Raw genomic sequence first — 26,349 nt, forward strand, 5'->3', positions numbered from 1 at the left:
GTGTCTGACATACCGCTATCGCGAGCAGGCTCGCTCCTACAAGGAGACTGCGTAAGTCTTCAAGGCCTTGGCGGCGGCGCCAGCCTCTGCCCTTGCTCAACCGCCCAGCTCACCACCTGAGCGGTCAACTGATCGCTCGCCTGACCGAACCCGACCACCACCGCCGGAACCTGCACATCGCTGAGTGGCTGGCGCACTTCGAAGCGGCGGCTGGCGAGGATGCGCTGGTCGTAACTGCGCACCAGCAATGCATCCAGACGCACGACCGCGCTGGCATTCGTGCCCTGGTATTCAGTCTGGAACGCCTGCAGGCTGCCGCCCAATTCAAGATCGGTCTGAAAAATGCTGTCATCGGTGCTCAACAACGGCACACGCCCGTCATGCTGGAAACCTTCCAGCAGGCGATTGCGCACCAGCACCGGCGCCGGGTCGCTCCAGCGTGAACCCTTGTAGTGGCTGATCACATCGCCCTGGGGAATCACGGCAATGTTCGGACTGTTCAACGCTTCGCTGGACTGGAGTTTGCTCAGGCGCAGCGACCAGCGCTGCGGTGTGTCATGGCTGGCCGATGCACTCTGGGCCGAAGGCAATCGATAGACCTCGAAGGGCTCGGGCTTGGGCAGGATCGAGCACGAACTGATCAGCGTGAAGCCAGCGAGGAGAGCAATCCGAATCAGCTTCATGGCGTGAATTCCTTGGTCTTTTCACTGCCCAGCAGGTAACCGCTGGGGTTGGCTTCCAGGCGTGTGGTAATGGTGCGCAACGAACTCAGGGTTTCGCGCATCTCGCGCACGGCCGGGCCCAGGCCATTGAGGCCTTGCATGCCGCTGTTGAGCGAATCCTGATTGGCGGTGATCAGTTTGTTGAGGGTGGCGCTGCTCTCCTGCAGCGACTTCATCGCCTGCTCGGCGCTGCCCAGCGCCTCCTTGCCATGATCATTGAGCAGCCCGTTGGCATTGCGCATCAGCGCCGTGGTCTGCTCCAGCATGGTGTTGGCCTGCTTGCCCACCGACGCCAGTTGTTGCATGGCCTGGCGAATATCGCCGCGCTGCTCGGCAATGGTCCCGGTGGTTTGCTCCAGGTGCTCCAGGGTGTTGCTGATGCGCTCGATGTTTTCCGTGGAGAACATCAGGTTGGCGTTATGCATCAGCGTGGTCACCCCGGCCATCAGGTCCTCGCTGTCATTGAGCAGGCGGGCGATGGGCGAGGGCAAGGCGATAATGGTCGGCAGGTTGCCGTCCTTGCCCTTGAGCGTCGGGCTCTGTGGCGTGCCACCGCTGAGCTGGATGATCGAAGTCCCGGTGACCCCGGTCAGGGCCAACTTGGCATTGGTGTCTTCCTTGACCGGGGTATCGCCGGCCAGGCGAATTCGCGCCAGCACCCGGCGCGGGTCTTTCGGGTCCAGGCGCAGCGAGATCACGTCGCCGACCTTGATCCCGCTGTACTGCACCGAACTGCCCTTGGACAAACCGCTGACCGCCTCGTTGAACACGACTTCGTAGTCCTTGAACTCGGTATCGACACTGGACTTGGCCAGCCACAGGCCGAACAACAGCGCGGCCGTCACCACAATCACGGTGAACAGGCCGATCAATACATGATGGGCTCGGGTTTCCATGTCAGACCTCGTTGAGCTGTTGGGCGGCCGTCAATGCCGCGCGGCCACGAGGGCCATGGAAGTACTCGTGAATCCACGCATCGTTGGTTTCCGAGACCTTGTCGATGGCGTCCGCCACCAGCACTTTTTTCTGCGCCAGCACCGCCACCCGGTCAGTGATGGTGTAGAGCGTATCGAGGTCGTGGGTCACCAGAAAGACACTCAGGCCCAGGGCATCGCGCAGGGTCAGGATCAATTGGTCGAACGCGGCGGCACCGATCGGGTCGAGACCAGCGGTGGGCTCGTCGAGAAACAGGATGTCCGGGTCCAGTGCCAATGCCCGGGCCAGCGCGGCACGCTTGATCATGCCGCCGGACAGCGACGAGGGGTATTTCTCCGCCGCCGACAGCGGCAACCCGGCCAAGGCCATTTTCACCGCCGCCAGGTGCTCGGCATCGTTGCGGCTCAAGCCGGCGTGTTCGATCAGCGGCAGGGCGACGTTCTCGGTCACGGTCAGCGAAGAGAACAGCGCGCCTTTCTGGAACAGCACGCCGAATCGCCGCTCCACCAGCGAACGCTCGTGTTCGGACAAGGTCGGCAGGTTTTTCCCGAAGACTTTCACCACGCCTTCGCTGGGCTGGCGCAATCCGACAATGCTGCGCAGCAGCACCGACTTGCCGCTGCCGGAGCCGCCGACCACGGCGAGGATCTCGCCTTTGTACAAGTCCAGGTCGAGGTTCTCGTGCACGCTCTGGCGGCCAAAGCGGTTGCACAGCCCACGGACTTCAATCACCGCCTCGGAGGGCGCTCGGGGGACACGACTCACCAACCCATCTCCATGAAAAACATCGCGGCGATCGCATCCATCACGATCACCACGAAAATCGACTGCACCACACTCGACGTGGTGTGCGCGCCCACAGACTCAGCGCTACCACTGACCTTGAAGCCTTCGAGGCAACCGATGGCGGCGATGAGGAAGGCGAACACCGGCGCTTTGACGATCCCCACCAGAAAGTGCTGAACGCCGATGTCCGTTTGCAGCAGCGACAGGAACATCGCCGGCGAGATATCCAGCGCCACCGCGCAGACCACGGCACCGCCGATAATCCCCGACAGCATCGCCAGGAAGGTCAGCATTGGCAGGGCGATCAGCAACGCCAGGACCCGCGGCACCACCAGCAACTCCACGGGATCGAGGCCCAAGGTGCGGATGGCGTCGATTTCCTCGTTGGCCTTCATCGAACCGATTTGCGCCGTGAACGCACTGGCAGTGCGCCCGGCCATCAGGATCGCGGTCAGCAACACACCGAATTCGCGCAAAAAGGCAAACCCCACCAGGTCCACGGTGAAGACGGTGGCACCGAAAGTGGCCAACACCGTCGACCCGAGAAACGCCACCACGGCACCCACCAAAAAAGTCAGCAACGCAACGATGGGGGCGGCGTCGAGACCAGTCTGTTCGATGTGGGCGATCATCGGCGTGACGCGCCAGCGCTTGGGACGGAACAGGCCGCGGACAATGGTTTCGATGATCAGCCCGACGAAACCCAGCAATTGCAGGGTGTCCTGCCAGACGGTGTCCACCGCGCGGCCAATGCGGGTCAGCAACTGAATGGAAACGCTGACTTCCGGTTCCTTGATCGGTACGCAGAAATCGGTCAACGAGCAGTAGACCGTTTGCAGCAACGCGCGATCGGCGGCGCAGAGCGTGCAATCAGGATGTTCGGCGGAGCGACCGAGGCGCTCGGAGCCGAGCAACTCGACCAATAGCGAGGCGCCGGCGGTGTCGAGGGCGCCCAGTCCATTGAGGTCGATGGGGGTGTTGGCGTCGTACTGACCGTGGAGTTTTTCGCTCAACAGCTTGAGGTCAGCGTAATGGGCAAGCGTCCAGTCGCCCGTCACCCGCAACCGCGCAGGGGTAATCGACGTGTCCAATCGGGCGTTGCCGGCCATCGTGCTGCTGATCATAAGCTCCGTGCTTGTTCAGTGATTACGCAACTCTACGTAATAGCACGAACCGGATTACTTTTCTTTGATCGCTGTGCTGTCCGTGACTTTGAACCGCAGCACGCCGATGACCTGGCCATCTTCGGTCAGGACCCGAACCTGCCATTTGCCGGCCGGGTTGCCCGGGAAGTTCTGCTTGTGGGTCCAGGCTCGGTAACCCTCCTTGCGCCCGCCACGAATATCCAGGGGGATGCGGTCGACCTCTTTACCGTTGAACTGCCAGACGTGATAAATCCGTTCGTCCAGGCCACGTGGGGCGTTGATCGCGGTGTACGCGTAGAGCCCGCCATTGCGAATCTGCTCGGCGCTGACTTCGTCGAGGCTGGCGCCAGGCGTGCGGTCCTGCATCTGCGTGCTGATGGCCACATCAGTCATCCATAGCGTCGCCGGTGGCACCCAAGAACGCAGTTCCCAACCAACGACACCGATACCCAGGGTGATGCTCAAAATCGCCAGCGCACTGCGCAGGGTACGAATCGGGAAGATCGACGCCAGGCTCGGGAACGACAACAGCACCGAGATGCCCAGTGCCCATTTGAAACTTTGCGCGGTGGTCAGGTGCATGATCACCGGCAATGCGGTGAGCAGGGCGGCGAACAGGGTCAGGGTGTGCAGGGCCAGAAACGCCCAGCGCCGCGGCGCCAGCCATTTGTAGTAGAGCGGGTCGATGATCGAAATCAGCGCCGCGACACCCAGCAGCCCGGTGAAAACCAACTGGCCGCTGTTCCACGTCGTGGTGATGAAGAAGAACGGCAGGACAAAGAACAGGCTTTCCTGATGGATCATCTGCGTTGCGTAACGAAGCAACGGTTCCGGAATTTCGCGCTTGAAAATGCGCGTGAACAGCTTGGTCAGGCTGTTTTCCAGCATCAGCCAGATCCAGCTGATCAGCATGATGGTGGTGATCCAGCTCGCCAGGCCTTGCTGGCGATCGACCAGAATGAAACTGCCAACCCCGGAGATAAACCCACAGAGCGCAATGACCCCAGGGTAGCGCTTCATCAATTCGAGGATGCGCTGTACGAAAAGGGTCAGGTTTTGCATTCGGCGGTTTCACAGTCGTCGTAGGAAAAAAACCTCGACAGGGTACCGTTGGTGCGGCCTTGTGGCGAGGGTTCGCGGTCAGTTACACCACGCAACCTGTGGGAGCGAGTCTGCTCGCGATGAGGCCAGCACATCCAACATTTTTGTCGACTGACAATCCGCTATCGCGAGCAAGGAGTTTGCTTGCCAAACAGAGTGGTTACTTCCTGCGATGCAAACGCCAGCCCACCAACATCAACACGATCAAACCCGCCCCCCCAACCACCAGCCACATCAACTGGTCATAACTGAACAACGGCTTCTCGATCCGCAAATACCCCGGTTGCAGGAGCAATTCACGCACGACCTTGTTCGCTTCTTCCAGCGTCACTTCTCGCAGCTCCCGGGCCGGGTTGGCAAAGCGGCCATCCTCGTAGTCGCCAATGGCGCTCCAGTAGTAGTCGGCCAATGCGCTGTTGCCTTGCACGGCCCAGGCCTGGCGGGCAATCGCGGCCTGCTTGAGGCGGTTGAAGGTGTCGGCATTGAGGCCGTCCTTGAGCAGTCCGGCCTTCAGGTCCTCGAGTACTTGTTCGGCATCGGCCACGTCGTCGCGTTCAAGGTCGGCGTTGAGGCTCATGAAACCCACGCCGCCGAACACTTCGCGTTCCGCCCACGGGCCGTAGGACAAACCGTGAGCAAGGCGCAGCTGGCGATAGAGCGCCCAATCCAGGTAGTCCTTGAGCAAATCGAAGGTTTGGTCGTGCCCGTCGTCCAGCACCGGCTCCGGCACCAGCCAGTGCAACTTGGCGCCGTTGCCGACCAGACCGTGGGTCAGGGTGCGCTCATGGGCGGCGCTGGCCTGGATTTGCGGCAGCGGCGGATGCTCTCCAGGGGGGATCGCTTCCAGCGCGCCATACGCCCGCTCCAGATAGGCCGGCAGCAACTTGTCGAGGTCGCCGACCACGATCAGAGTCATGTTGTTCGGCGCATACCAGTCCTTGCGCACCTGCTCCAGTTGCTCACGGGTCAGGTCATCGACTTGCGCACGCTCCGGGCACTTGAGGCCCAGCTCCACGGCCAGCTGGTTGCTGGCCGTGTGGCCGAGGTCCTGACGATCGAGCCAGCGTTGCAGGTGCGAGTAGTGGCCGCCGTCTTCACGCTCGACCACTTGCTTGGCCGCGTTGATGGCGTTGTCGTCGAAACGGGTCTGGGTCAGCAGTGCCAGCAGCAGGTCGAGCACCTTGCGCTGGTTTTTCGCCGGGGCTTCGATGACGAAAGTCGTATCGGCATTGCTGGTGAACGCGTTCCACTCACCGCCCAGAGCTTGCATGCGCTCTTCCAGGCCACCTTCGCCGCTGGCGTCGATGCCACTGAACAGCAGGTGCTCCAGCAGATGCGGCAACTCCTTTTCTTCGCATTTGAAATCGTCCAGGCCAACGCCGACCACCAGTCGGATCGCCACATGCCCGCGGTCGGTGCCGGGCTTGAGCAACAACTGCAGACCGTTGCGCAGGGTGTAGCCCTCGACCTGGAAGCGATCCAGGGCGAATGACGGGAATGAACCAAGCAACAGGCAGGCGAACAACAGACAACGCATAACGAGCTTCCGTACGGCAAGCGTAAGTTCAACAGACTTCAGGCAACTGTGGACGTTCAGGGTGAATGTGTGATGTCGCTCAAATCGTCGACCACCAGCGCGCCGGTTTCCGATGTTTCCAGCACCACGTAGGCACTGCTGCAAAACAGCGAGTTCAGACGCTTCATGTCCGCGATCAGCTCCAGGTGCAACGAACTGGTTTCGATACTTTGCACGATTTTACGTTGCAAGCGGCTGACATGAGCATGGGCCAGACGCCGTTCCTGTGCACGGAAACGACGTTTTTCACGCACCAGCTGGCGGGCACTTTCCGGGTCGCCACTGAGAAACACCGACATCCCGAGTCGCAGGTTGGAAATCAACTGAGCATGCAGCCCGGTCAATTCGTCCAGCCCGACTTCGGAAAACGACCGACGCTGCGCGGTTTTCTGCTGCTGAATCTTGCGCAGCATGCGTTCGATCAAGTCGCTGGCGAGTTTCAGGTTGATCGCCAGTTCGATGATTTCCGCCCAGCGCCGGCTGTCCTGATCGCTGAGATCTTCCCGGGGCATTTGCGCCAGATACAACTTGATCGCGCTGTAGAGCGCTTCCACATCGTCGGTCAGGCGGCGGATTTCCTGGGTGACGGCGGTTTGTTTGCCGCGCAACACGTCGAGCATGGCTTCGAGCATGTTGTCGATCAGGTCGCCCATGCGCAGGGTTTCCCGGGCCGCGTTGGCCAGTGCCAAACCGGGCGTGACCAATGCCGTGGGGTCAAGATGCCGGGGCTTGGCCGTACCGTTGGCCTGCTGGCGCTCCGGCAGCACCCAGGCACAAAACCTGGCCATCGGTTCGAGGCTGGGCAGCAGGATCAGGCAGCGCACGGTGTTGTAGAGCAGGTGAAAGCCAATGACCATTTCCTGAGGGCTGAAATCCAGGCCATCGAGCCAGTGCACCAGCGGATCGAGCACCGGAATGATCAATAAAAGACCAATCATTTTGTACAGCAGGCTGCCAAGCGCTACTTGGCGCCCGGCGGCGTTCTGCATGCTGGTGCTGAGGAAGGCGAGTACGCCGCTGCCGATATTGGCGCCGATCACCAGCCCGATGGCCACCGGCAGACTGATCACGTTGGCACCCGCCAGGGTCGCGGTCAGCAGCACAGCAGCCAGGCTGGAATAGGAAATCATCGCGAACAGCGCGCCGACCAGGGCGTCGAGCAGGATGTCGCCGGTGAGCGAGGCGAAAATCACCTTCACCCCTTTGGCGTGGGTAATCGGATGCGCCGCTTCGACAATCAGTTGCAGCGCCAGAATGATCAGCCCCAAGCCAATGGCGACACGACCCATCTGCCCGAGTCGGGTCTGCTTGCGCGACAGAAAGAAAATCACCCCGACAAAAATCAGCAACGGCGACAGCCACGACAGATCGAACGTCAGCACCCGCGCCATCAGCGCCGTACCGACGTCCGCGCCAAGCATTGTGGCCAGCGCCGGGGTCAGCGTCATCAAGCCCTGGCCGACAAAGGAGGTGACCAGCATGGCGGTGGCGTTGCTGCTCTGGACCATCGCTGTCACGGCGATCCCGGAGGCGAAAGCCAGCCAGCGTTTGGACATGTTGTGGCCAATGACATGGCGCAGATTGGTGCCGTAGACCCGCAGGATGCCGGTTCGGACGATGTGCGTGCCCCAGATCAGCAGGGCCACGGCAGAAAGTAAATTGAGCAGGGTGAGCATAATGACCCCCTGTGGTGTAGCGCCCCAAAGGAGCAAGTTGACGGTACCGCGTGACGTTCTACGTTCTGTACTTAAGCTGTAGTTGGCTAACGGTCTTCGCGCCAGCATCGCATAGCCAAAGAAGGGATTGAAACAAAACCGTCATGAAAACAGATTCATGTAACCAGCCAAAACAAAGTGGGAGCGAGCCTGCTCGCGATGAGGCCATCAGATTCAACTTTGATGTTGACTGACAGACCGCCATCGCGAGCAGGCTCGCTCCCACAGGTTTTGCGTATTTAGCGCTTTCGGGTTACTGGCCCGGAATGTCCTTGCGCAGCTTTACCGGATCCTGCTGTTTCTTCTTTTTCGCGATGGCAGTGCGCATCCTGATGTTGATCGCTTCCACTGCCAGAGAGAACGCCATGGCGAAGTAGACGTAGCCCTTCGGCACGTGCACGTCGAAGGATTCGGCAATCAGCACCGTACCGACGATCAACAGGAACGACAGCGCCAGCATCTTCAGCGATGGGTGCTTGTCGATGAACTCACTGATTGTGCCAGATGCCCACATCATCACCAGCACGGCCACGATGATTGCCGCGATCATGACCGGTACGTGGGACACCATGCCGACTGCGGTGATTACCGAGTCCAGGGAGAACACGATGTCGATGATCGCGATCTGGACGATGGTGTAGAGGAAGTTGCCGCCCTTGCCCGAAGGTTCGTCGTTGCTTTCATCTTCACCTTCCAGCGCGTGGTACATCTCTTGCGAGCTTTTCCACAGCAGGAACAGACCACCGAAGAACAGGATCAGGTCGCGTCCGGAAATACCCTGGCCGAATACTACGAACAGGTCGGCGGTCAGGCGCATGACCCAGGTGATCGACAGCAGAAGCAGGATTCGCGTGACCATGGCCAGCGCCAGACCGAAAATCCGGGTGCGCGCCTGCATGTGTTTGGGCATGCGGCTGACCAGGATCGAAATCATGATGATGTTATCGATGCCCAGGACGATTTCCAGGGCGGTCAGGGTGAAGAAGGCAACCCAGATTTCAGGGTTGGTCAGCCATTCCATGTGTATTCCTTTGAGCGATTGTTAAACCACAACGGGCCCGGGCTTCAAACAGCGAAGCCTGGACCCGAAGTGGTGAGTCTTGGGCTTATAGAGTGCTGAACACCGGGAAAGTCCCCAACAGCAGTGCAGCAATCAGTATGCAGATACAAACCAGCACTGCCCACTTGAGAGTGAAGCGCTGGTGGTCACCGAAATCGATGCCGGCCAGGGCCACCAACAGGTAGGTCGATGGAACCAGCGGGCTCAACAGGTGGACGGGCTGACCGACGATCGAGGCACGTGCCATTTCCACCGCGGTTATACCGTAATGGCTAGCGGCCTCGGCAAGAACAGGTAACACGCCGTAATAAAATGCATCGTTCGACATGAAGAAGGTGAACGGCATGCTGACCAGCGCAGTGATCACCGCCATGTACGGGCCGAGGAAATCCGGAATCACCGCCAACAGGCTTTTCGACATGGCGTCGACCATCCCGGTGCCGGTCAGGATACCGGTGAAGATACCGGCCGCAAAGATCAACCCAACTACCGCCAGCACGCTACCGGCGTGAGCCGCGACGCGATCCTTCTGCTGTTGCAGGCAAGGATAGTTGACGATCATGGCGATACTGAACGCCACCATGAACAGCACCGGCAATGGCAGCAGGCCGGCGATCAGGGTGCCCATCAGGCCCAGGGTCAGGGCGCCGTTGAACCAGATCAGGTTCGGACGACGGGCATCCGGGAACTGCGAAACGCTGATTTCGCTGTGGTCGATTTCATCGCCCACCAGGTGCAGTTCACCCAGGCGAGCACGTTCACGCTTGCCGTAGAAGTAGGCGATGACCAGGATCGCCACCACACCGGCCAACATCGCAGGAATCATCGGTACGAAGATGTCGGACGGGTCCACATGCAACGCACTGGCAGCGCGAGCGGTCGGGCCGCCCCATGGGGTCATGTTCATCACGCCACCGGCGAGGATGATCAGGCCGGCCATGATCCGCGGGCTCATGCCGATACGGCTGTAGAGCGGCAGCATGGCGGCTACGCAGATCATATAAGTGGTCGCGCCGTCACCATCGAGGGAAACGACGAGCGCCAGTACGGCGGTACCGACCGAAACTTTCAACGGGTCGCCCTTGACCAGTTTGAGAATCTTGCGCACGGCCGGGTCGAACAGGCCGGAGTCGATCATCAGGGCGAAGTATAAGATAGCGAACATCAGCATCACGCCGGTTGGCGCAAGCTTGGTGATACCTTCGAGCATCATCGGGCCAATCTTCGGCGAAAAACCGCCGAACAGGGCAAAGATGATCGGAATGATGATCAGGGCGATCAGCGCGGACAGGCGCTTGGTCATGATCAGGAACATGAACGTGATGACCATGGCGAAGCCAAGGAAAGTCAGCATGGGAATACTCCAGGCGTAGCGCGGCTAGGGAATGGGCGGATCGGGCGGGATCAGCGCAGAACGGGAAGCACGAGACGTACGGGCGGAGTTGCAGCGAAGCGGCGGGTAGAAGAGGACATCAGAATCACCATTGTTGTTGTTAAATGGGCTGTGCGAGCGATAAAACGCTGGCATTGGCCAACCGGTCTGTTGCCGGTAGTGGGGGCGATCCTAATCGGGGAAGCTTTCAGCCAGCTTTCGCCAATGAAAGCAAGGACCGGATGTGCAACCGATCGTCGGATTGGGTTTCAAGTCCCTGAACACAGGGCGGGAGGTTGAACATGGGCGAACTTCACACCGGCGGCTGCCATTGCGGGCAACTGCGCTATCAATTCAGCGGGCCGCTGCACGATATCGCCCACTGCCATTGTTCGATATGCCGACGGGTCAGCGGCGGCATCGTGACCACCTGGATCACCGTGCCGGCATCGGCCTTTCAATGGCTGGCCGGGACGCCGTCGCGGTACGATTCTTCATCCACCTGCGCGCGATATTTCTGCGGCCACTGTGGGGCGCAACTGGCGCTGATGACGCACCTGAGTCCGGAAAGCATCGACCTGACCATCGCCACCCTCGACCATCCCGAGCAAGCACCGGCCGAGCGGCACATCTGGACCGATAGCCGCTTGCCATGGCTGCACCTGGACGAACACTTGCCCGGCGAGGCCGAAGAAACACTCTGATCAAAAAATAGACAGGTCCAACGGCCGAATAGCGCCCATCCAGATCGCGTGCTCAGTGTGGTCAAGCAAATCGTCTCCGGTATCCGGGTGCAGAAACACCACCAGACCCTTGCGGTTCAGCGCCAGCCACGGCAGCACGTCGCCCAGCACCTGCGGCTCGAACGCCAACTGGCAGCTCCAGTCCGGATGCGGACCGACCGGGCGCTCGTGCACGCGGCCCATTTTCAGTGGAAACAATTGCGCTGCCTGCTCACACAAGGCCCGCGCCTGCCCGATCGTGCTGGCCTCGAAATAAACGTGGGCGTGGTAACCCGTGATCTGCTGCATCTGAACCCCTCTGAAAACTGTTCGAACCCTCGCCGGTTCCTGCGGGTCAAACATCATATAGGCGCTGGAAAACAGGAAGCCCAGCTATGAAAAATGCCGAAACCCCCGTCGTTAAAGTGGTGCTTTATGGTGCCATGAGTAGCCTGGGCAGTGCGCTGATGGCTGAAATGCTGCGGCGCCAGCATGAAGTGATCGCAATTCTCGATGACCTCAATGCGCTGGCACCCCGTCCGGGGCTGCGCACCAAGACTGGCGACCTGTTCGACGCGCAAAGGGTCAAGCAGAGCGTGGCCGGCAGCTCCGTGGTTATCTGTTTACTGGACGCTCCAGGCTTACCGTTCAACAGCGAACACATAGAAAAAACCATCGTACCGGGCCCGGTCGAGCAGGTTCTGGCAGTGGATGCACTAATCGATGGCATGCAGGCAGCAAACATCGCCCGATTGTTTCTGGTGGGTGATTTCGACGTGCTGGACGATCCGGAAGCCGAGGACAGCTTGCAGCGTCACGCCGCCGAGGAAATCCGCGAGGCACTGCAAAGCAGTCCTTTGCACTGGACGCTGGTTAATGAACCGCGCGGTGTACCGGGACTGACCATCGAACATTTTGCCCAAATCGGGGGCAACCTCGAGCCGGGGCTAGCCGAACCGCTCAGACGGCTGGCCCGCACCGCCGTGGGCATTGCCGATGAATTGCACTTGAACCTGCACATCCGAGAGCACGTCAACTTCATCGCAACCGACAGCTAAACCGCAATGGACGGCAGCGTCAGGCCGTTGAGCGATTGCGCACTGCTGGCCTGTTCGGCCATCAACCAATCCACAAACTGCTGGATCAGCGCTCCGCGCCGTTTGCGCTGGGGCAGGACCACGTAATAACCCAGCCTCGACATCACCGTTTCGCCGATCGGTCGGCACAACAACCCTTGCGCCAGCAAGTTATCCACAAGGTGGCGCCAGCCAATGGCCACGCCCTGGCCGCCAATCGCCGCCTGAATCAACAAAGTGTAATTGTCGAAACGCAACTGCCCGGGCGCTGGGGGCGAAGTGATGCCCAGTTCGCGGAATACACCACTCCAGTCGAACCAGTTACTGCTGTGTTCCCCACGCAGGTGCAGCAACGGAAACTCCAGCAATGCCTGGGCCGGCAAGGGCAGCGCACGCTCACTCAACAACTGCGGGCTGCACACCGGAAACACTTCTTCGCTGAACAGCCAATGGCTTTCACCCTGCTTGAAGCGGCCATCGCCGAACAGCACCGCCACATCGATATCGGTACGTAGCATGTTATGGCTGCGTTCACTGGTGACCAGGCTGACATCCACCTGTGGATTGGCCGCGTGAAAGCGGTGCAGACGCGGCATCAACCAATAGGCGGCGAAAGCAAAATCCGTAGCAACCTGCAGTACTTCATGCTGTTGCTGAGCGCTGATTGCACTCAATCCTGCGTCGATGTTCTGCAAACCGAGCTGAACCTGTTCAAAAAGGATCTGCCCGGCCTCGGTCAACTCTATACCGCGATAAATACGGTCGAACAGGCGTGTCGCCAGTTGTTCTTCCAGGCGTTTGATCTGCTGGCTGATGGCCGGTTGCGTGGTGCCCAGCTCAACCGCCGCCGCGGTGAAGCTGCGCTGACGGGCCGCCGCTTCGAAGGCTCGAAGCAGATCCAGTGACAGGTCACCAAGGGCGTCATACATAAGCTGTGCTTATCCTAGTCATTGCCGCGCATGGGCTTTACCGCAAGGTGCGAGGGTTTCATTCTCGAAGCCAGCACTCTCGCATAAACATCCACTATGGAATGCCGCGATCACATGAAGCGCAAGAACATTCTTTTCATCATGGCCGATCAAATGGCCGCGCCAATGTTGCCGTTCTACGGCCCATCGCCCATCAAACTGCCTCATCTCAGCCGCCTCGCCGCACAAGGCGTGGTGTTCGATTCCGCTTATTGCAACAGCCCCCTGTGCGCGCCGTCGCGTTTCACCCTGGTCAGCGGCCAGCTACCAAGCAAGATCGGCGCCTACGACAACGCCGCCGATTTCCCCGCCGATGTACCGACCTACGCCCACTACCTGCGCCGCCTCGGCTACCGCACTGCCCTGTCGGGCAAGATGCATTTCTGCGGGCCAGACCAGCTGCATGGCTACGAAGAACGCCTGACCAGTGACATTTACCCGGCCGACTACGGCTGGGCGGTGAACTGGGATGAACCGGACGTGCGCCCGACCTGGTATCACAACATGTCGTCGGTGCTGCAAGCGGGCCCGTGCGTGCGCACCAATCAGCTGGATTTCGACGAAGAAGTGGTGTTCAAGGCCCAGCAGTACCTGTTCGACCATATCCGCGAGGATGGCGACCAGCCGTTCTGCCTGACCGTTTCCATGACTCACCCACACGATCCGTACACCATTCCCAAGGCTTTCTGGGATTTGTACGACGATGCCGATATCCCGCTGCCTGCAACCCCGGACCCGCTTGCCCTCGATCCGCACTCGCAACGTCTGCTCAAGGTCTACGACCTGTGGGACAAGCCACTGCCTGTGGACAAGATCCGCGATGCCCGACGCGCCTATTTCGGCGCGTGCAGCTATATCGACAGCAACGTCGGCAAACTCCTGCAAACCCTCGAAGATACCGGGCTGATCGATGACACCGTCATCGTGTTCTCCGGCGATCACGGCGACATGCTCGGCGAGCGTGGCCTCTGGTACAAAATGCACTGGTACGAAATGGCCGCACGGGTGCCGCTGCTGATCAGCGCACCGGGGCAATTCGGCGCCGGCCGGGTCAGCGCCAGTGTTTCCACGGCGGACCTGTTGCCGACCTTCGTCGAACTGGCCGGCGGCGCACTGGAACCGGGCTTGCCGCTGGATGGCCGCTCGCTGGTCCCGCACCTGCAAGGGCAGGGCGGTCACGACGAAGTGTTCGGCGAATACATGGCCGAAGGCACCATCAGCCCGTTGATGATGATCCGCCGCGGTGCCCACAAATTCATCTACAGCGAAGACGACCCTTGCCTACTCTTCGACGTACACAATGACCCTCACGAACTCGAAGAACTCAGCCATTCGCCGCAATATCGCCAACTTTTCGACGATTTTCTCGCCGAAGCGCGGGCAAAATGGAATATTCCGGCGATTCACCAGCAGGTGCTCGCCAGCCAGCGGCGCCGGCGTTTCGTCGCCGAGGCGCTGACCCTCGGCAAGCTGAAGAGCTGGGATCACCAGCCGCTGGTGGACGCCAGTCAACAGTACATGCGCAACCACATCGACCTCGACGATCTGGAGCGTAAAGCACGTTATCCACAACCCTGCCAAAACCAATAATGTTAAGGGGAAGTCCATGCAAAGGTTATCCACAGTTCTGACGGTCGGGCTCCTGGCTCTGGGCAGTGCATCGGCGTTTGCCGATCAGAGTTGCGAGACCGTGAAAATGGCCGACCCGGGCTGGAGCGACATCGCCGCGACCAATGCCATCACCGGGTTTCTGCTGGACGGCATGGGCTACAAGGCCAAGGTCGACACCCTCGCGGTGCCGATCACCTTTGGCGGGCTCAAGGATGGCCAGGTCGATGTGTTCCTGGGTAATTGGATGCCGGCGCAGCAGGGATTCTACGACAAGTTCGTCGCCAACGGCGATGTCACGCAACTGGCGAAGAACCTCGACGGCACCGAATTCACCCTCGCCGTTCCGGACTACGTGTGGGACGCGGGTGTGCATAACTTTGCCGACCTGAACAAATACGCCGACAAGTTCGACCGCAAGATCTACGGCATCGGCTCCGGCGCGCCGGCGAACATCTCGCTGCAAGAGATCATCAAGAAAAACGATTTCGACATGGGTCAGTGGAAACTGGTCGAGTCCAGCGAGCAGGCAATGCTGGCGGAAGTGTCCCGTGCGGTGAAAAAACAGAAATTCGTGACCTTCCTCGGCTGGACCCCGCACCCGATGAACGTGCAGCTGAAAATGCACTATCTGAAGGGTGGCGAGAAATACTTCGGCGACACCGGCAGCGTGCATACCCTGACCCGCAAAGGTTATGCACAGGCCTGCCCGAACGTCGGCAAACTGCTGACCAACCTGAGCTTCACCCAGGACATGGAGAACAGCATCATGGCCGAGGTGGTGAACAAGAAAGTCAGCAATGCCGACGCGGCCAAGGCGTGGATCAAGGCCAACCCGGCGGTGCTGGATAAATGGCTCGATGGGGTGAAGACCGTGGATGGGCAGGATGCGTTGCCAGCGGTCAAAGCCAAACTCTGATGATTACCTGTGGCGAGGGAGCTTGCTCCCGCTCGGCTGCGCAGCAGACGCAATCCGGTTACCTCGATGAGTCAGACATATCGTGATTGCCCTTTTGGGACCGCTACGCGGTCCAGCGGGAGCAAGCTCCCTCGCCACAATGATCGCCTTGTCCTGCTACCCTTGCGCAAAATCCCCAACCGAGAGGCCCCATGGCCCTGCCAAGCCGCCATTCACTCTTCCCCTTCCTCACCTGGCTACCCCGGCAAACCCGCGCCAGTGTCGGTCGTGACCTGATCGTTGGCCTCAGCGGCGCGATTCTCGCGTTGCCGCAATCCATTGCCTATGCACTGATTGCCGGCCTGCCGCCGGAATACGGCCTGTACGCCGCAATCATCCCGGTGCTGATCGCTTGTCTCTGGGGTTCGTCGTGGCATTTGATCTGCGGTCCTACGGCGGCCATCTCCATTGTCCTGTACGCCAGCGTCAGTCCTCTGGCCGTTCCAGCGTCACAGGACTACGTCATGTTGATCCTGTTGCTGACGTTTCTTGCCGGCCTCTTTCAGTGGCTGCTGGGGTTGCTGCGCTTTGGCGCACTGGTGAATTTCGTCTCGCACTCGGTGGTGCTGGGTTTTACCCTGGGCGCGGCCGTGGTGATTGCCATCGGTCAATTGCCTAACCTGCTGGGGCTGGACTTGCCCAGCCAGGCCACCGCTCTGGACAGTTTCATCACGTTGTTGCGCCATCTCGGCGAAATGGACAAACCTTCGCTGGTACTGGGACTGGCGACGGTGGTGGTGGGCGTGATCCTCAAGCTGTGGTTGCCACGCTGGCCGACGCTGTTGATCACTTTGGTGCTGGGTGCATTGCTGGTTTGGCTTTGGCCATCAATGTTCGGGCATGTGCAACTGGTCAGCGCCTTTACCGGCAAACTGCCGCCCTTCAGTCCGTTGCCGCTGGACCTCGATCTGATCCTGCGCCTGCTGCCCAGCGCGGTGGCGGTCGGTATGCTCGGGCTGGTAACCAGCCTGTCGATTGCCCGCTCGATTTCTGCACGTTCGCAGCAATTACTCGACGCGAATCAGGAAGTTCGTGCCCAAGGCCTATCGAACATCGTCGGTGCGTTTTTTTCCGGCTCGCTGTCGGCCGGCTCCTTCACTCGCTCAGCCCTGAGCTATGAAGCAGGGGCCTGTTCGCCACTGGCCGGGGTTTTTTCGGCATTGTGGGTGGCGCTGTTTGCGATCTTCGGCGCGAGCCTGATCGCACACATCCCGATTCCGGCCATGGCCGGGAGCATTCTGTTGATCGCCTGGGGACTGGTGGACCATCGCGGCATTCGCGCGTTGTTGCGGGTCAGCCGCGCTGAGTTCGTGGTCATGGCGCTGACCTGCGTCGCCACGCTACTGCTGGAATTGCAAACGGCGATCTACGCCGGCGTGCTGGCCTCGCTTTTTTTCTACCTCAAGCGCACATCGCAACCACGGGTGCAGCATGTGCGAGATGGCGAGGAAGACATTCTGCGGGTGGGCGGTTCGATCTTTTTCGGCGCCAGCCATTACCTGCAAGTGCGCCTGCAACGCATGAACGGCGCGCGCGTGGTGATCGAGGCGCAGCAGATCAACTTCATCGACTATTCAGGGGTGGAAATGCTGCATCAGGAAGCGCGGCGCCTGCTTCGCCAGGACCGCAGCCTGACATTGCGCCGGGCCCGGCCGCAGGTGGTGGAAGAACTGAGGAAGCTGGAAGGGGCGCAGAAGTGCCCGATCCGGTTCGAAGACTGAACACCTTCTTTGACAGCACCACTCAACCCTGTGGCGAGGGAGCTTGCTCCCGCTCGGGTGCGAAGCGCCCGCAAATTGGTTAACGCATTCTGCCTGATACATGGCATGGCAGGTTTTAGGGCCGCTGCGCAGCCCAGCGGGAGCAAGCTCCCTCGCCACAGAAAATCTGTCTGACCAGAGAAATCTACAGGGCCAACTGCCGACGCAATTCAGCCAGCACCGGCACCGTATCCGGTCGCACACCGCGCCACAGGAAGAACGCTTCCGCCGCTTGCTCGGCCAGCATCCCCAAGCCATCCATCGCCACCGCAGCCCCGTGTTCGCTGGCCCAGCGGCAGAACGAAGTCGGTTCCTTGCTGTACATCATGTCGTAGCACACCGTTTTGCCCGGTTCGATCAGGCTGGACGCAATCGGCGGCACATCGCCGGTCAGGCTCGCCGACGTCGCGTTGATGATCAGGTCCACCGACTCCAGCAACCAGTCATAGCCGCTGGCCGAGACCGGCCCCAGATCGCAGAACAGTTCCGCCAGCAATTCGGCCTTTTCCACCGTGCGGTTGGCGATGATCACCGATGCCGGTTGCTCGGCCAGCAAGGGCTCCAAAGCACCGCGCACCGCGCCGCCGGCACCGAGCAGCAGGATGCGTTTGCCCTTGAGACTGAACCCGGCATTGACCGTCAGGTCGCGCACCAACCCGGCGCCGTCGGTGTTGTCGCCCAGCAGACTGCCATCGGCCAGTTTGCTCAAGGTATTGACCGCGCCCGCCCGTTGCGCCCGCGCCGTCAGGCTGTTCGCCAATCGATAGGCTTCTTCCTTGAAAGGCACCGTCACATTGGCGCCGCGTCCTTCGAGGAAAAACGTCCGGGCGCAGGTGGAAAAGTCGTCGAGTGGCGCCAGCAGCGTGTTGTAGTCCAGCTTTTGCGCAGTCTGCTCGGCGAACAGGCGATGGATCAGCGGCGACTTGCTGTGGCCAATCGGGTTACCGAATACGACATAACGGTCCATCAGTATTCCTCGTTCAGGCTTCGGCCAACCAATCGCGGTCTTGCAGGAAGTACTCGGTCAGGCGCGCTTCTTCGCTACCGGGCTCGGCCTTCCAGTCGTAACCCCAGCGCACTTGCGGTGGCAGCGACATCAAGATCGACTCGGTACGCCCACCCGATTGCAAGCCGAACAGCGTGCCGCGGTCGTAGACCAGATTGAATTCAACGTAGCGGCCACGGCGGAATTCCTGGAACTCACGCTGTTGGGCGGTGAACGCATCGTTTTTGCGGCGCTGCACGATCGGCAGATAAGCGTCGATGTACGCGTCGCCGATGGCGCGCATGAAGGCGAAGCTGGTGTCGAAGTCCCACTCGTTCAGGTCGTCGAAAAACAACCCACCGATGCCTCGCGGCTCGTGGCGATGCTTGATGTGGAAGTAGCTGTCGCACCAGGCCTTGAAACGCGGGTAGACGTCCGGTCCGAATGGCGCACAGGCCTGCTCGGCGACGCGGTGCCAGTGGATGCAGTCTTCTTCGTTGCCGTAATACGGGGTCAGGTCAAAGCCGCCACCAAACCACCAGACCGGTTCTTCACCTTCTTTTTCCGCGATGAAAAAGCGCACGTTGGCGTGGGAAGTCGGCACATGGGGGTTGTGCGGGTGAATCACCAGCGACACGCCGAGGGCTTCGAAGCCACGGCCGGCCAGTTCCGGTCGATGAGCGCTGGCAGACGGTGGAAGACCGCTGCCGAAGACATGGGAAAAGTTGACCCCACCCTTTTCAATCACCGCGCCGTTTTCTATCACACGGGTGCGACCGCCACCGCCCGCTGGCCTGGTCCAGGCGTCTTCGACGAATTGCGTGCCACCGTCTTCGGCTTCCAGGGCGGAGCAAATGCGGTCTTGCAGGTCGAGCAGGTAGGCTTTTACGGCCTCGGTGCGGGTCGTCATGTCATCACCTTGAATCGGGCAAAACAACGCGGCGCTCCATTGGAGCTCAGCCTGCGCAAATGGGCGCGTAGCATACCATCGCAAGTCACCCCGTCGCAGTTGACGAAGATCAAGCTTAGGAGTCCGATAGGGAGCTTGGTAAAACGACCTATGGAGAGTTCTGATGGCAAAGCGTATCCAGTTCCGCGCCCATGGCGGCCCCGAAGTGCTCGAATATGTGGATTACCAACCCGCCGAGCCAGGTCCGAAGGAAGTGCGCGTGACCAACAAGGCCATCGGCCTGAACTTCATCGACACCTATTACCGCAGCGGCCTGTACCCGCCGCCGTCCCTGCCGTCGGGTGTCGGTTCAGAAGGTGCGGGCGTGGTCGAGGCGGTGGGCAGCGACGTGACCCGCTTCAAGATCGGCGATCGCGTGGCCTATGGCAGTGGCCCTCTGGGCGCCTACAGCGATGTTCACGTCTTGCCCGAAGCCAATCTGGTGAAACTGCCGGACGCCATCAGCTTCGAACAGGCCGCCGGCGTGATGCTCAAGGGCCTGACCGTGCAGTACCTGCTGCGTCAGACTTATGAACTCAAGGGTGGCGAAACCATCCTGTTCCATGCCGCGGCCGGAGGGGTCGGTTCCCTGGCTTGCCAATGGGCCAGGGCCTTGGGCGTGAAGCTGATCGGCACCGTCAGCTCGGCGGAGAAAGCCGCTTTGGCCAAGGCCAACGGTGCATGGGCGACCATCGACTACAGCCATGAAAATGTCGCGCAACGCGTGCTGGAATTGACCGACGGCAAAAAAGTCCCGGTGGTGTACGACGGCGTTGGCAAGGACACCTGGCTGACCTCACTCGACAGCGCCGCGCCGCGCGGGCTGGTGGTGAGTTTCGGCAATGCGTCCGGCGCGGTCGACGGGGTGAACCTGGGGATCCTGGCAGGGAAAGGCTCGCTGTACGTGACCCGGCCAACACTGGGCACTTATGCGAACAACGCCGAGAATCTGCAACGCATGGCCGACGAGTTGTTCGAGATGATCATCGGCGGCAAGCTGACCGTGGACATCAGCCAGCGTTATCCACTGGCTGACGCGGCGAAGGCGCAGACCGAGTTGTCGGCGCGGCGCACGACAGGTTCGGTTGTTTTGTTGCCATAACCCTCTATGGCGAGAGAGCTTGCTCCCGTTGGGCTGCGCAGCAGCCCTGCATTCGGCAACTGTGTAGTTTCAGTTACAACGCGACTGCAGATTTTGCGGGTGCTGCGCACCCGAACGGGAGCAAGCTCCCTCGCCACATGTCCATCCAGCTTTAGTCCGGGCGCACAACCTTGCCGGTCGCCAGATCGCGAATCACGCTCGGGTTCTTGCGCCCGCCCAGATTGCCACCCAGCACCAGATCCACCTGGCCACGGAAATACTGTTCGACGCGAATCCGCGTACGTGCCGCCGGGCGTCCCTGCGGGTTGGCCGACGTCGACACCAGCGGCCCGACCAGCGCGCACAAGTCCCGCACCAGTGGGTGATCGCTGACCCGTAGCGCCACGGTTTCATGCACGCCGGTAATCCACTCCGGCAGCAGGTTCTGGTGCGGCACCAGCCAGGTGTTCGGACCCGGCCAAGTGCTGGCCATGCGATCCATCCACAACTCGGGGAAGTCTTCGAAGAGGAAATCGAACTGACGGATGTTGTCGGCGACCAGAATCAGCCCCTTATCCACAGACCGGCCCTTGATCAGCAGCAGACGCTCCACCGCTTCCTCGTCCCACGGGTCGCAACCCAGGCCCCAGACTGCTTCGGTTGGGTAGGCAATCACCGCCCCGGCGCGAATTGCTTGCGCGGCTTGTTGCACACGCCAACTGTTGACCATGAAAAACACTCCAGACTAAGGCTCTGCGCAGTTTACCGATCTTGTTTATAAAACCTAGCTCACCCGCGCAAACCAGCGCCCGCTTTCGCACACGGCGCGGCCATCCATTTCCAGTTCCGTCAGCGCCGCCAGCACTTTCGGCAAGGCCCAGCCGCTTGCGTCGGCCAGCGCTTCACTGGTGTGAGGCGCGGCATGCAGCAGTTTCAGCAGTGGGTGAGTCGTCGTAGGGGTGCAGGTTTCTGTAGATAACGACAGTCGTTGCCAGCCGCGCAAGGCTTCAAGGATATGTTCGATGGTTTCCACCAGCACCGCACCGTCCCGAATCAACTGATGACAGCCGCGGGCGCCGGGGTGATGGATCGACCCGGGCATCGCAAACACCTCACGCCCCTGTTCCGCCGCCAGCCTCGCGGTGATCAGTGAACCGCTGGCGACACTGGCTTCGACCACCAGCACCCCGAGTGACAAACCACTGATGATCCGGTTGCGCCGGGGGAAGTTGCTAGCGCTGGGGCCTGCATCCAGCGGAAACTCCGAAAGCACTGCGCTACCCGAAGCGATCATGGCGTCCGCCAAGCGTCTGTTTCGCTGTGGATAAAACTTCTCGAGCCCCGTACCGAGCACACCGACCGTTTGCCCGCCGACGTCGAGCGCGGCCTGGTGCGCGGCAGCGTCAATGCCCAGGGCCAGGCCGCTGGTAATGACAAAACCGGCACCCGCCAGGCTGCGGGAAAACGCGGCAGCGGTGTCCATCCCCGGCCGGGACGCGCGACGGCTGCCGACCATCGCCAGTTGTGGTTTTTCCAGAATGCCCGGATCGCCCGCGACAAATAACAGCGGTGGTGCATCGCTGATTTGTGCCAACAGGGCCGGGTAGTCCGGTTGGTCCCACATCAGTAAATGCTGGGCCGGATGCTCCAGCCAGGCCAATGCATGACTGGCGCCATCACGGATCTCAGTGCTACGCCTGGCCTCGGAACAGGCCAGTGGCAAACCCAGCGCGCGCCAGGCACTGGCCGGTGCGCTGATCGCTTTGGACGCCGAGCCAAAGGCTTCAAGCAGCTTCTTGAACCGTGCCGGACCGAGTTCCGGCAAACGGTGCAGACGTAATCGAGCTTCCAGTTCCGCGGGGGAAACCGGTGTAACAGTAGGCAGCGACATGGATCATCCTTGATCGTAATAAGCACCCGTACAAACGGGAATAAGCTGTGGATAACTCTGTTGGTAACTTGTGAAGCACTCTTACGGATTTCGCACCTTGTCCATCACCGACAGCGAGCGCGAAGCGCTGAGCACCAGCCCATAGCTGAGCTTGTCGTAGGTACGGAAAACCATGAGCAGACCGGCGCGCTCATCGGGAATTTTCAACGGCTGGCCGGTGATCCGGTCCCGCACGGTTTCGCCGGTTTTCATCACCGCCAGCAGATTGCCTTCGGCCAGGCCGTCGCGCTGCCCCTTGTTCAGCGTAACCACGTCCAACTCGCCGATCTGCGTGACCCCACGCGGCACATCGATGATCAAACCGCTGATTTCGTGGCTCGGTGCGCTCGGCGTGAAGGTCGAGTTGATCGCGTGCTCTTCACCGCTGAACAAGCGATCGCCGAGGCGGACCTCCTGGGTCGTGCGTTGCAACTCCAGGGTGGCAATATCACCTTCGATCGCCACGACCTCGCCGCCGCCGATGTCGTCGGCGTTGATCCCCAGGATTTCCTTGCTCTGCGGATCGGTGTAGACCTTGCCTTGGCGGAAGATGCCGTACGCCGGTTGCGACGGATCGAAATGGCCACGGGCAAAGATACGGTCACCCGCGCCGCTGAGTACGCGTTCGGCATCGCCGGCGACGATATAGGGCGCCTTGTCGAATTCCTCGGCCTTGTCGACGATGCGGTTGCTCAGCAGAAAGCTGTTGATCGATTTCAGCGCAATGCCAGGGATAGCCTCGGTCACTGGGCTGCTGCGCACCTGAGGCGACAGCTTTATGGTGGGAATATCTTCCCGAAGTTGCACTTGCCCGTACGCCAGACCGGCCGAAGCCAGGAGCAGCAGGGCGAGTAGTGATTTCCTCATGCGGTGAATCCCTTTATTATGTACGTTCGCGTGAAACGCCAGAGCCCTCAGTGGCTCGCTCCCGGCTTGCTTGTCAAAACTTGCTTGTCAACAGAAGGGAGCTACGTTTTACAACGGTAGCCTGCATTTCTTCGGACCCGCCAGGCCATCGACCCGACCTTACTTCACACGTGCACTAATCAAGCTTATGGCCATTTTAAACATCCTCGAATTCCCTGATCCGCGTCTGCGCACTATCGCCAAACCAGTGGCCGTAGTGGACGACGAAGTGCGTCAGTTGGTCGACGACATGTTTGAAACAATGTATGAAGCGCCTGGCATCGGCCTCGCCGCTACCCAGGTCAACGTGCACAAACGTATCGTCGTGATGGACCTCTCCGAAGACCGCAGCGAACCGCGAGTGTTCATCAACCCCGAGTTCGAACCGCTGACCGACGAGATGGGCCAGTATCAAGAAGGCTGCCTGTCTGTGCCGGGTTTCTACGAAAACGTCGATCGCCCGCAACGGGTCAAGGTCAAGGCGCTGGACCGCGACGGCCAGCCTTACGAACTGATCGCCGAAGATTTGCTCGCCGTGTGCATCCAGCACGAATGCGACCACCTCAACGGCAAATTGTTCGTTGATTACCTGTCCACGCTCAAACGCGACCGCATCAAGAAGAAACTGGAAAAGCTTCATCGCCAGAACGCCTGATGCCCATCTTCAAAGGCTTGCTGCGGCAAGCCTTTTTCTTTTCAAGAGACGTCACCCATGACTGAGCCACTGCGCATCGTCTTTGCCGGCACCCCCGAATTCGCCGCCGAACACCTCAAGGCGTTGCTCGACAGCCCTTACGAGATCGTCGCGGTCTACACACAACCGGATCGTCCGGCCGGTCGCGGGCAAAAACTGATGCCGAGCCCGGTCAAGCAGCTTGCTCTAGAGAACAATATCCCGGTGCTGCAACCGCCCACCTTGCGCAACGAAGATGCTCAGGCTGAACTGGCTGCACTGAAGCCGGACTTGATGGTAGTGGTCGCCTACGGTCTGATCCTGCCGCAAGTGGTGCTGGGTATTCCGCGCCTGGGTTGCATCAACAGTCACGCCTCACTGTTGCCACGCTGGCGTGGTGCGGCGCCGATCCAGCGCGCCGTGGAAGCGGGGGACGCCGAAAGCGGCGTGACCGTGATGCGCATGGAAGCCGGCCTCGATACCGGGCCGATGCTGCTCAAGGTCACCACGCCGATCAGCGCCGAAGACACCGGCGGCAGCCTGCACGATCGCCTGGCCGAAATGGGCCCGCCGGCCGTGGTCCAGGCGATTGCCGGCCTCGCCGACGGAACCCTGGAGGGCGAAGTGCAGGACGACAGCCTCGCTACCTATGCGCACAAATTGAACAAGGACGAAGCACGCATAGACTGGAGTCGCCCGGCGGTTGAGCTGGAGCGTCTGGTCCGTGCCTTCAACCCGTGGCCGATCACCCACAGCACCTTGAACGGCGAAGCCCTGAAAGTGCTGGCCGCAAACCTCGCTGAAGGCAAAGGCGCCCCGGGTGAAATCCTCGGCGCCAGCAAGGACGGTCTGATCGTCGCGTGCGGCGAGCAGGCCCTGTGCCTGACTCGTCTGCAATTGCCCGGCGGCAAGGCGCTGAACTTCAGCGACCTGTTCAACAGCCGCCGTGAGAAATTCGCCACCGGCACTGTCCTCGGTCAAGCGGCGGACGCTCAATGAACCCGCGTCTGGCCGCCGCCAAGGCACTCGCTGCCGTCCTGAACGGAAAAGCCTCGCTCAACAGCTCACTGCCGATCCAACTGGACAAGGTCGAGGACCGTGATCGCGGCTTTACCCAGGACCTGGCGTTCGGCACCGCGCGCTGGCAGCCACGCCTGTCGGCACTGGCGGCCAAGCTGCTGCAAAAACCATTCAAGGCGGCCGACGCCGATGTCGAGGCGCTGTTGCTGGTCGGTCTCTATCAGCTGCTCTATACCCGTGTCCCGGCCCACGCCGCCATCGGTGAAACCGTCGGTTGCGCCGACAAGCTGAAAAAACCCTGGGCCAAGGCATTGCTCAACGCTGTGCTGCGTAATGCTCAGCGCGAAAGCGAAACGATTTTCGCCGAGCTGGAACGTGATCCGGTGGTACGCACCGCTCACCCACGCTGGTTGCAAAAATCCCTGAAGGCGTTCTGGCCAGAGCAATGGGAAGCCATTTGCGCGGCGAACAATGCGCATCCGCCGATGATCCTGCGGGTCAACCGTCGCCATCACAGCCGTGATGCCTACCTCGGTTTGCTGACTGACGCGGGAATTGCCGCCACGCCGTGTGTCTACAGCCGCGACGGTATCGTACTCGACGCCGCCGCCGATGTACGCAGCCTGCCGGGTTTCGCCGAGGGCTGGATCAGTGTGCAGGACGAAGCCGCGCAACTGGCCGCTGATCTGCTCGACCTGGCCCCAGGTCAACGGGTGCTGGATGCCTGCTGCGCGCCAGGTGGCAAGACCTGCCATATTCTCGAGGCCGAGCCAAAACTGGCTGGCGTCGTGGCAGTAGACCTGGAAGCCAAGCGGCTGGTGCGGGTGCGGGAAAACCTCGAACGCCTGAAACTGAGCGCCGAACTGATTGCTGCCGACGGTCGCGACACTCAGGCGTGGTGGGACGGCAAGCCGTTCCAGCGCATCCTGCTGGACGCACCATGTTCGGCCACCGGTGTGATTCGTCGTCACCCGGACATCAAGCTGACCCGCCAACCCGACGACATCGCCGCGCTGGCGCTGCTGCAGGGCGAGTTGCTCGATGCCATGTGGAAAACCCTGGAAGTGGGCGGCATCCTGCTGTACGCCACCTGTTCCACGCTGCCGACCGAAAACACCGAAGTCATCGCAGCCTTCCTCGCCCGTACGCCGGGTGCTCGTGAACTGGACCTCGCCACGGCGGCCGGCATCAAGCAGCCCCATGGTCGCCAGTTGCTGGCCCAGGAAGGCGGCCACGACGGGTTCTACTACGCCAAGCTGATCAAGATCGCCGCCGCTCGCGGTTAAATGGATTCAATGGA

25 protein-coding genes are annotated in these 26,349 nt (G+C 60.8%); 9 read left to right on the forward strand and 16 right to left on the reverse strand.

Annotated elements, in window-relative coordinates; translation table 11 throughout:
• Positions 1-59: 59 nt before the first annotated feature.
• The 9 genes from KGA85_RS13025 to KGA85_RS13065 form a co-directional block, all read right to left on the reverse strand.
• Positions 60-683, reverse strand: coding sequence for an ABC-type transport auxiliary lipoprotein family protein (locus KGA85_RS13025; RefSeq protein WP_223455107.1), 624 nt, complete (start codon positions 681-683; stop codon positions 60-62).
• Complete coding sequence (locus KGA85_RS13030; protein WP_223455109.1) at positions 680-1,618, reverse strand: MlaD family protein; 939 nt, start codon at positions 1,616-1,618, stop codon at positions 680-682. Before KGA85_RS13030 ends, KGA85_RS13025 begins: the two co-directional genes overlap by 4 nt.
• 1 nt (position 1,619) lies before the next feature.
• Positions 1,620-2,423, reverse strand: a complete 804-nt coding sequence (locus KGA85_RS13035) for an ABC transporter ATP-binding protein (RefSeq protein ID WP_223455111.1) — start codon at positions 2,421-2,423, stop codon at positions 1,620-1,622.
• Positions 2,420-3,568 carry an ABC transporter permease gene (locus tag KGA85_RS13040; protein WP_223455113.1) on the reverse strand — a complete coding sequence of 383 codons (1,149 nt, stop codon included), beginning with the start codon at positions 3,566-3,568 and terminating at the stop codon, positions 2,420-2,422. Before KGA85_RS13040 ends, KGA85_RS13035 begins: the two co-directional genes overlap by 4 nt.
• A 54-nt stretch (positions 3,569-3,622) precedes the next feature.
• Positions 3,623-4,651, reverse strand: a complete 1,029-nt coding sequence (locus KGA85_RS13045; protein WP_223455115.1) for a DUF5924 family protein — start codon at positions 4,649-4,651, stop codon at positions 3,623-3,625.
• Positions 4,652-4,850: 199 nt separating this feature from the next.
• Positions 4,851-6,227 (reverse strand): M16 family metallopeptidase, encoded by a 1,377-nt coding sequence (locus KGA85_RS13050; protein ID WP_223455117.1) that lies wholly within the window; start codon positions 6,225-6,227, stop codon positions 4,851-4,853.
• A 56-nt stretch (positions 6,228-6,283) separates the two neighbouring features.
• Positions 6,284-7,942 (reverse strand): Na/Pi cotransporter family protein, encoded by a 1,659-nt coding sequence (locus KGA85_RS13055; protein ID WP_223455119.1) that lies wholly within the window; start codon positions 7,940-7,942, stop codon positions 6,284-6,286.
• Between the two features lie 292 nt (positions 7,943-8,234).
• Positions 8,235-9,002 carry a TerC family protein gene (locus KGA85_RS13060; protein ID WP_223455121.1) on the reverse strand — a complete coding sequence of 256 codons (768 nt, stop codon included), beginning with the start codon at positions 9,000-9,002 and terminating at the stop codon, positions 8,235-8,237.
• Positions 9,003-9,087: 85 nt separating this feature from the next.
• A complete protein-coding gene (locus tag KGA85_RS13065) occupies positions 9,088-10,395 on the reverse strand; it encodes a CitMHS family transporter (RefSeq protein WP_223455123.1) in 1,308 nt (435 codons plus the stop codon).
• A 320-nt stretch (positions 10,396-10,715) separates the two neighbouring features.
• Here KGA85_RS13065 and KGA85_RS13070 point away from each other — a divergent pair, with 320 nt between their 5' ends.
• Positions 10,716-11,117 (forward strand): GFA family protein, encoded by a 402-nt coding sequence (locus KGA85_RS13070; protein WP_223455124.1) that lies wholly within the window; start codon positions 10,716-10,718, stop codon positions 11,115-11,117.
• Here KGA85_RS13070 and KGA85_RS13075 read toward each other — a convergent pair whose 3' ends face one another.
• A complete protein-coding gene (locus tag KGA85_RS13075; RefSeq protein ID WP_223455126.1) occupies positions 11,118-11,444 on the reverse strand; it encodes a DOPA 4,5-dioxygenase family protein in 327 nt (108 codons plus the stop codon). It abuts the gene before it with no gap.
• An 86-nt stretch (positions 11,445-11,530) separates the two neighbouring features.
• On the opposite strand from KGA85_RS13075, the gene KGA85_RS13080 reads away from it, so the two are divergent.
• Positions 11,531-12,193, forward strand: a complete 663-nt coding sequence (locus KGA85_RS13080; RefSeq protein ID WP_223455128.1) for an NAD(P)-dependent oxidoreductase — start codon at positions 11,531-11,533, stop codon at positions 12,191-12,193.
• Here KGA85_RS13080 and KGA85_RS13085 read toward each other — a convergent pair.
• Positions 12,190-13,140, reverse strand: coding sequence for a choline sulfate utilization transcriptional regulator (locus KGA85_RS13085; RefSeq protein WP_223455129.1), 951 nt, complete (start codon positions 13,138-13,140; stop codon positions 12,190-12,192). The genes KGA85_RS13080 and KGA85_RS13085 overlap by 4 nt on opposite strands.
• 114 nt (positions 13,141-13,254) lie before the next feature.
• On the opposite strand from KGA85_RS13085, the gene betC reads away from it, so the two are divergent.
• From betC to KGA85_RS13100, 3 genes are all read left to right on the forward strand, one after another.
• Positions 13,255-14,769, forward strand: a complete 1,515-nt coding sequence (gene betC, locus KGA85_RS13090; RefSeq protein ID WP_223533989.1) for a choline-sulfatase — start codon at positions 13,255-13,257, stop codon at positions 14,767-14,769.
• 16 nt (positions 14,770-14,785) lie between these two features.
• Positions 14,786-15,706: a choline ABC transporter substrate-binding protein gene (gene choX / locus KGA85_RS13095; protein WP_223455133.1), complete on the forward strand. Its 921-nt coding sequence runs from the start codon at positions 14,786-14,788 to the stop codon at positions 15,704-15,706.
• Between the two features lie 191 nt (positions 15,707-15,897).
• Positions 15,898-17,466, forward strand: coding sequence for a SulP family inorganic anion transporter (locus KGA85_RS13100; protein ID WP_223455135.1), 1,569 nt, complete (start codon positions 15,898-15,900; stop codon positions 17,464-17,466).
• A 184-nt stretch (positions 17,467-17,650) separates the two neighbouring features.
• Here the strand turns inward: KGA85_RS13100 and aroE are convergent, their stop codons facing one another.
• Together aroE and hemF are read right to left on the reverse strand one after the other, a co-directional pair.
• Positions 17,651-18,472 carry a shikimate dehydrogenase gene (gene aroE / locus KGA85_RS13105; protein WP_223455137.1) on the reverse strand — a complete coding sequence of 274 codons (822 nt, stop codon included), beginning with the start codon at positions 18,470-18,472 and terminating at the stop codon, positions 17,651-17,653.
• Positions 18,473-18,485: 13 nt separating this feature from the next.
• Positions 18,486-19,400, reverse strand: a complete 915-nt coding sequence (gene hemF, locus KGA85_RS13110) for an oxygen-dependent coproporphyrinogen oxidase (protein WP_223455138.1) — start codon at positions 19,398-19,400, stop codon at positions 18,486-18,488.
• A 163-nt stretch (positions 19,401-19,563) separates the two neighbouring features.
• Here hemF and KGA85_RS13115 point away from each other — a divergent pair, with 163 nt between their 5' ends.
• Positions 19,564-20,541, forward strand: a complete 978-nt coding sequence (locus KGA85_RS13115) for an NADPH:quinone reductase (RefSeq protein WP_223455140.1) — start codon at positions 19,564-19,566, stop codon at positions 20,539-20,541.
• A 151-nt stretch (positions 20,542-20,692) separates the two neighbouring features.
• Here KGA85_RS13115 and KGA85_RS13120 read toward each other — a convergent pair whose 3' ends face one another.
• From KGA85_RS13120 to KGA85_RS13130, 3 genes are all read right to left on the reverse strand, one after another.
• The gene (locus KGA85_RS13120; RefSeq protein ID WP_057397341.1) at positions 20,693-21,250 is read right to left on the reverse strand and encodes an L-threonylcarbamoyladenylate synthase; all 558 of its coding nucleotides are present in this window, start codon (positions 21,248-21,250) and stop codon (positions 20,693-20,695) included.
• Positions 21,251-21,304: 54 nt separating this feature from the next.
• Entirely contained in the window at positions 21,305-22,411 is a 1,107-nt protein-coding gene (gene dprA / locus KGA85_RS13125) for a DNA-processing protein DprA (protein ID WP_223455142.1), read from the reverse strand.
• A gap of 81 nt (positions 22,412-22,492) precedes the next feature.
• Positions 22,493-23,317 carry a peptidoglycan-binding protein gene (locus tag KGA85_RS13130; RefSeq protein ID WP_223455144.1) on the reverse strand — a complete coding sequence of 275 codons (825 nt, stop codon included), beginning with the start codon at positions 23,315-23,317 and terminating at the stop codon, positions 22,493-22,495.
• Between the two features lie 187 nt (positions 23,318-23,504).
• Here KGA85_RS13130 and def point away from each other — a divergent pair, with 187 nt between their 5' ends.
• Genes def through rsmB form a run of 3 tightly spaced genes read left to right on the forward strand, consistent with a single transcriptional unit; the run spans position 23,505 to position 26,335 of the window.
• A complete protein-coding gene (def, locus tag KGA85_RS13135; protein WP_008045730.1) occupies positions 23,505-24,011 on the forward strand; it encodes a peptide deformylase in 507 nt (168 codons plus the stop codon).
• 57 nt (positions 24,012-24,068) lie between these two features.
• Positions 24,069-25,028, forward strand: coding sequence for a methionyl-tRNA formyltransferase (gene fmt / locus KGA85_RS13140; RefSeq protein WP_223455146.1), 960 nt, complete (start codon positions 24,069-24,071; stop codon positions 25,026-25,028).
• On the forward strand, positions 25,025-26,335 hold the full coding sequence (gene rsmB / locus KGA85_RS13145) for a 16S rRNA (cytosine(967)-C(5))-methyltransferase RsmB (RefSeq protein WP_223455148.1): 1,311 nt from the start codon (positions 25,025-25,027) through the stop codon (positions 26,333-26,335). The genes fmt and rsmB overlap by 4 nt, the downstream gene beginning before the upstream one ends.
• Positions 26,336-26,349: the final 14 nt, after the last annotated feature.

Origin of the sequence: Pseudomonas sp. GL-B-12, assembly GCF_019955895.1 — a bacterium.
GTDB lineage: Bacteria > Pseudomonadota > Gammaproteobacteria > Pseudomonadales > Pseudomonadaceae > Aquipseudomonas.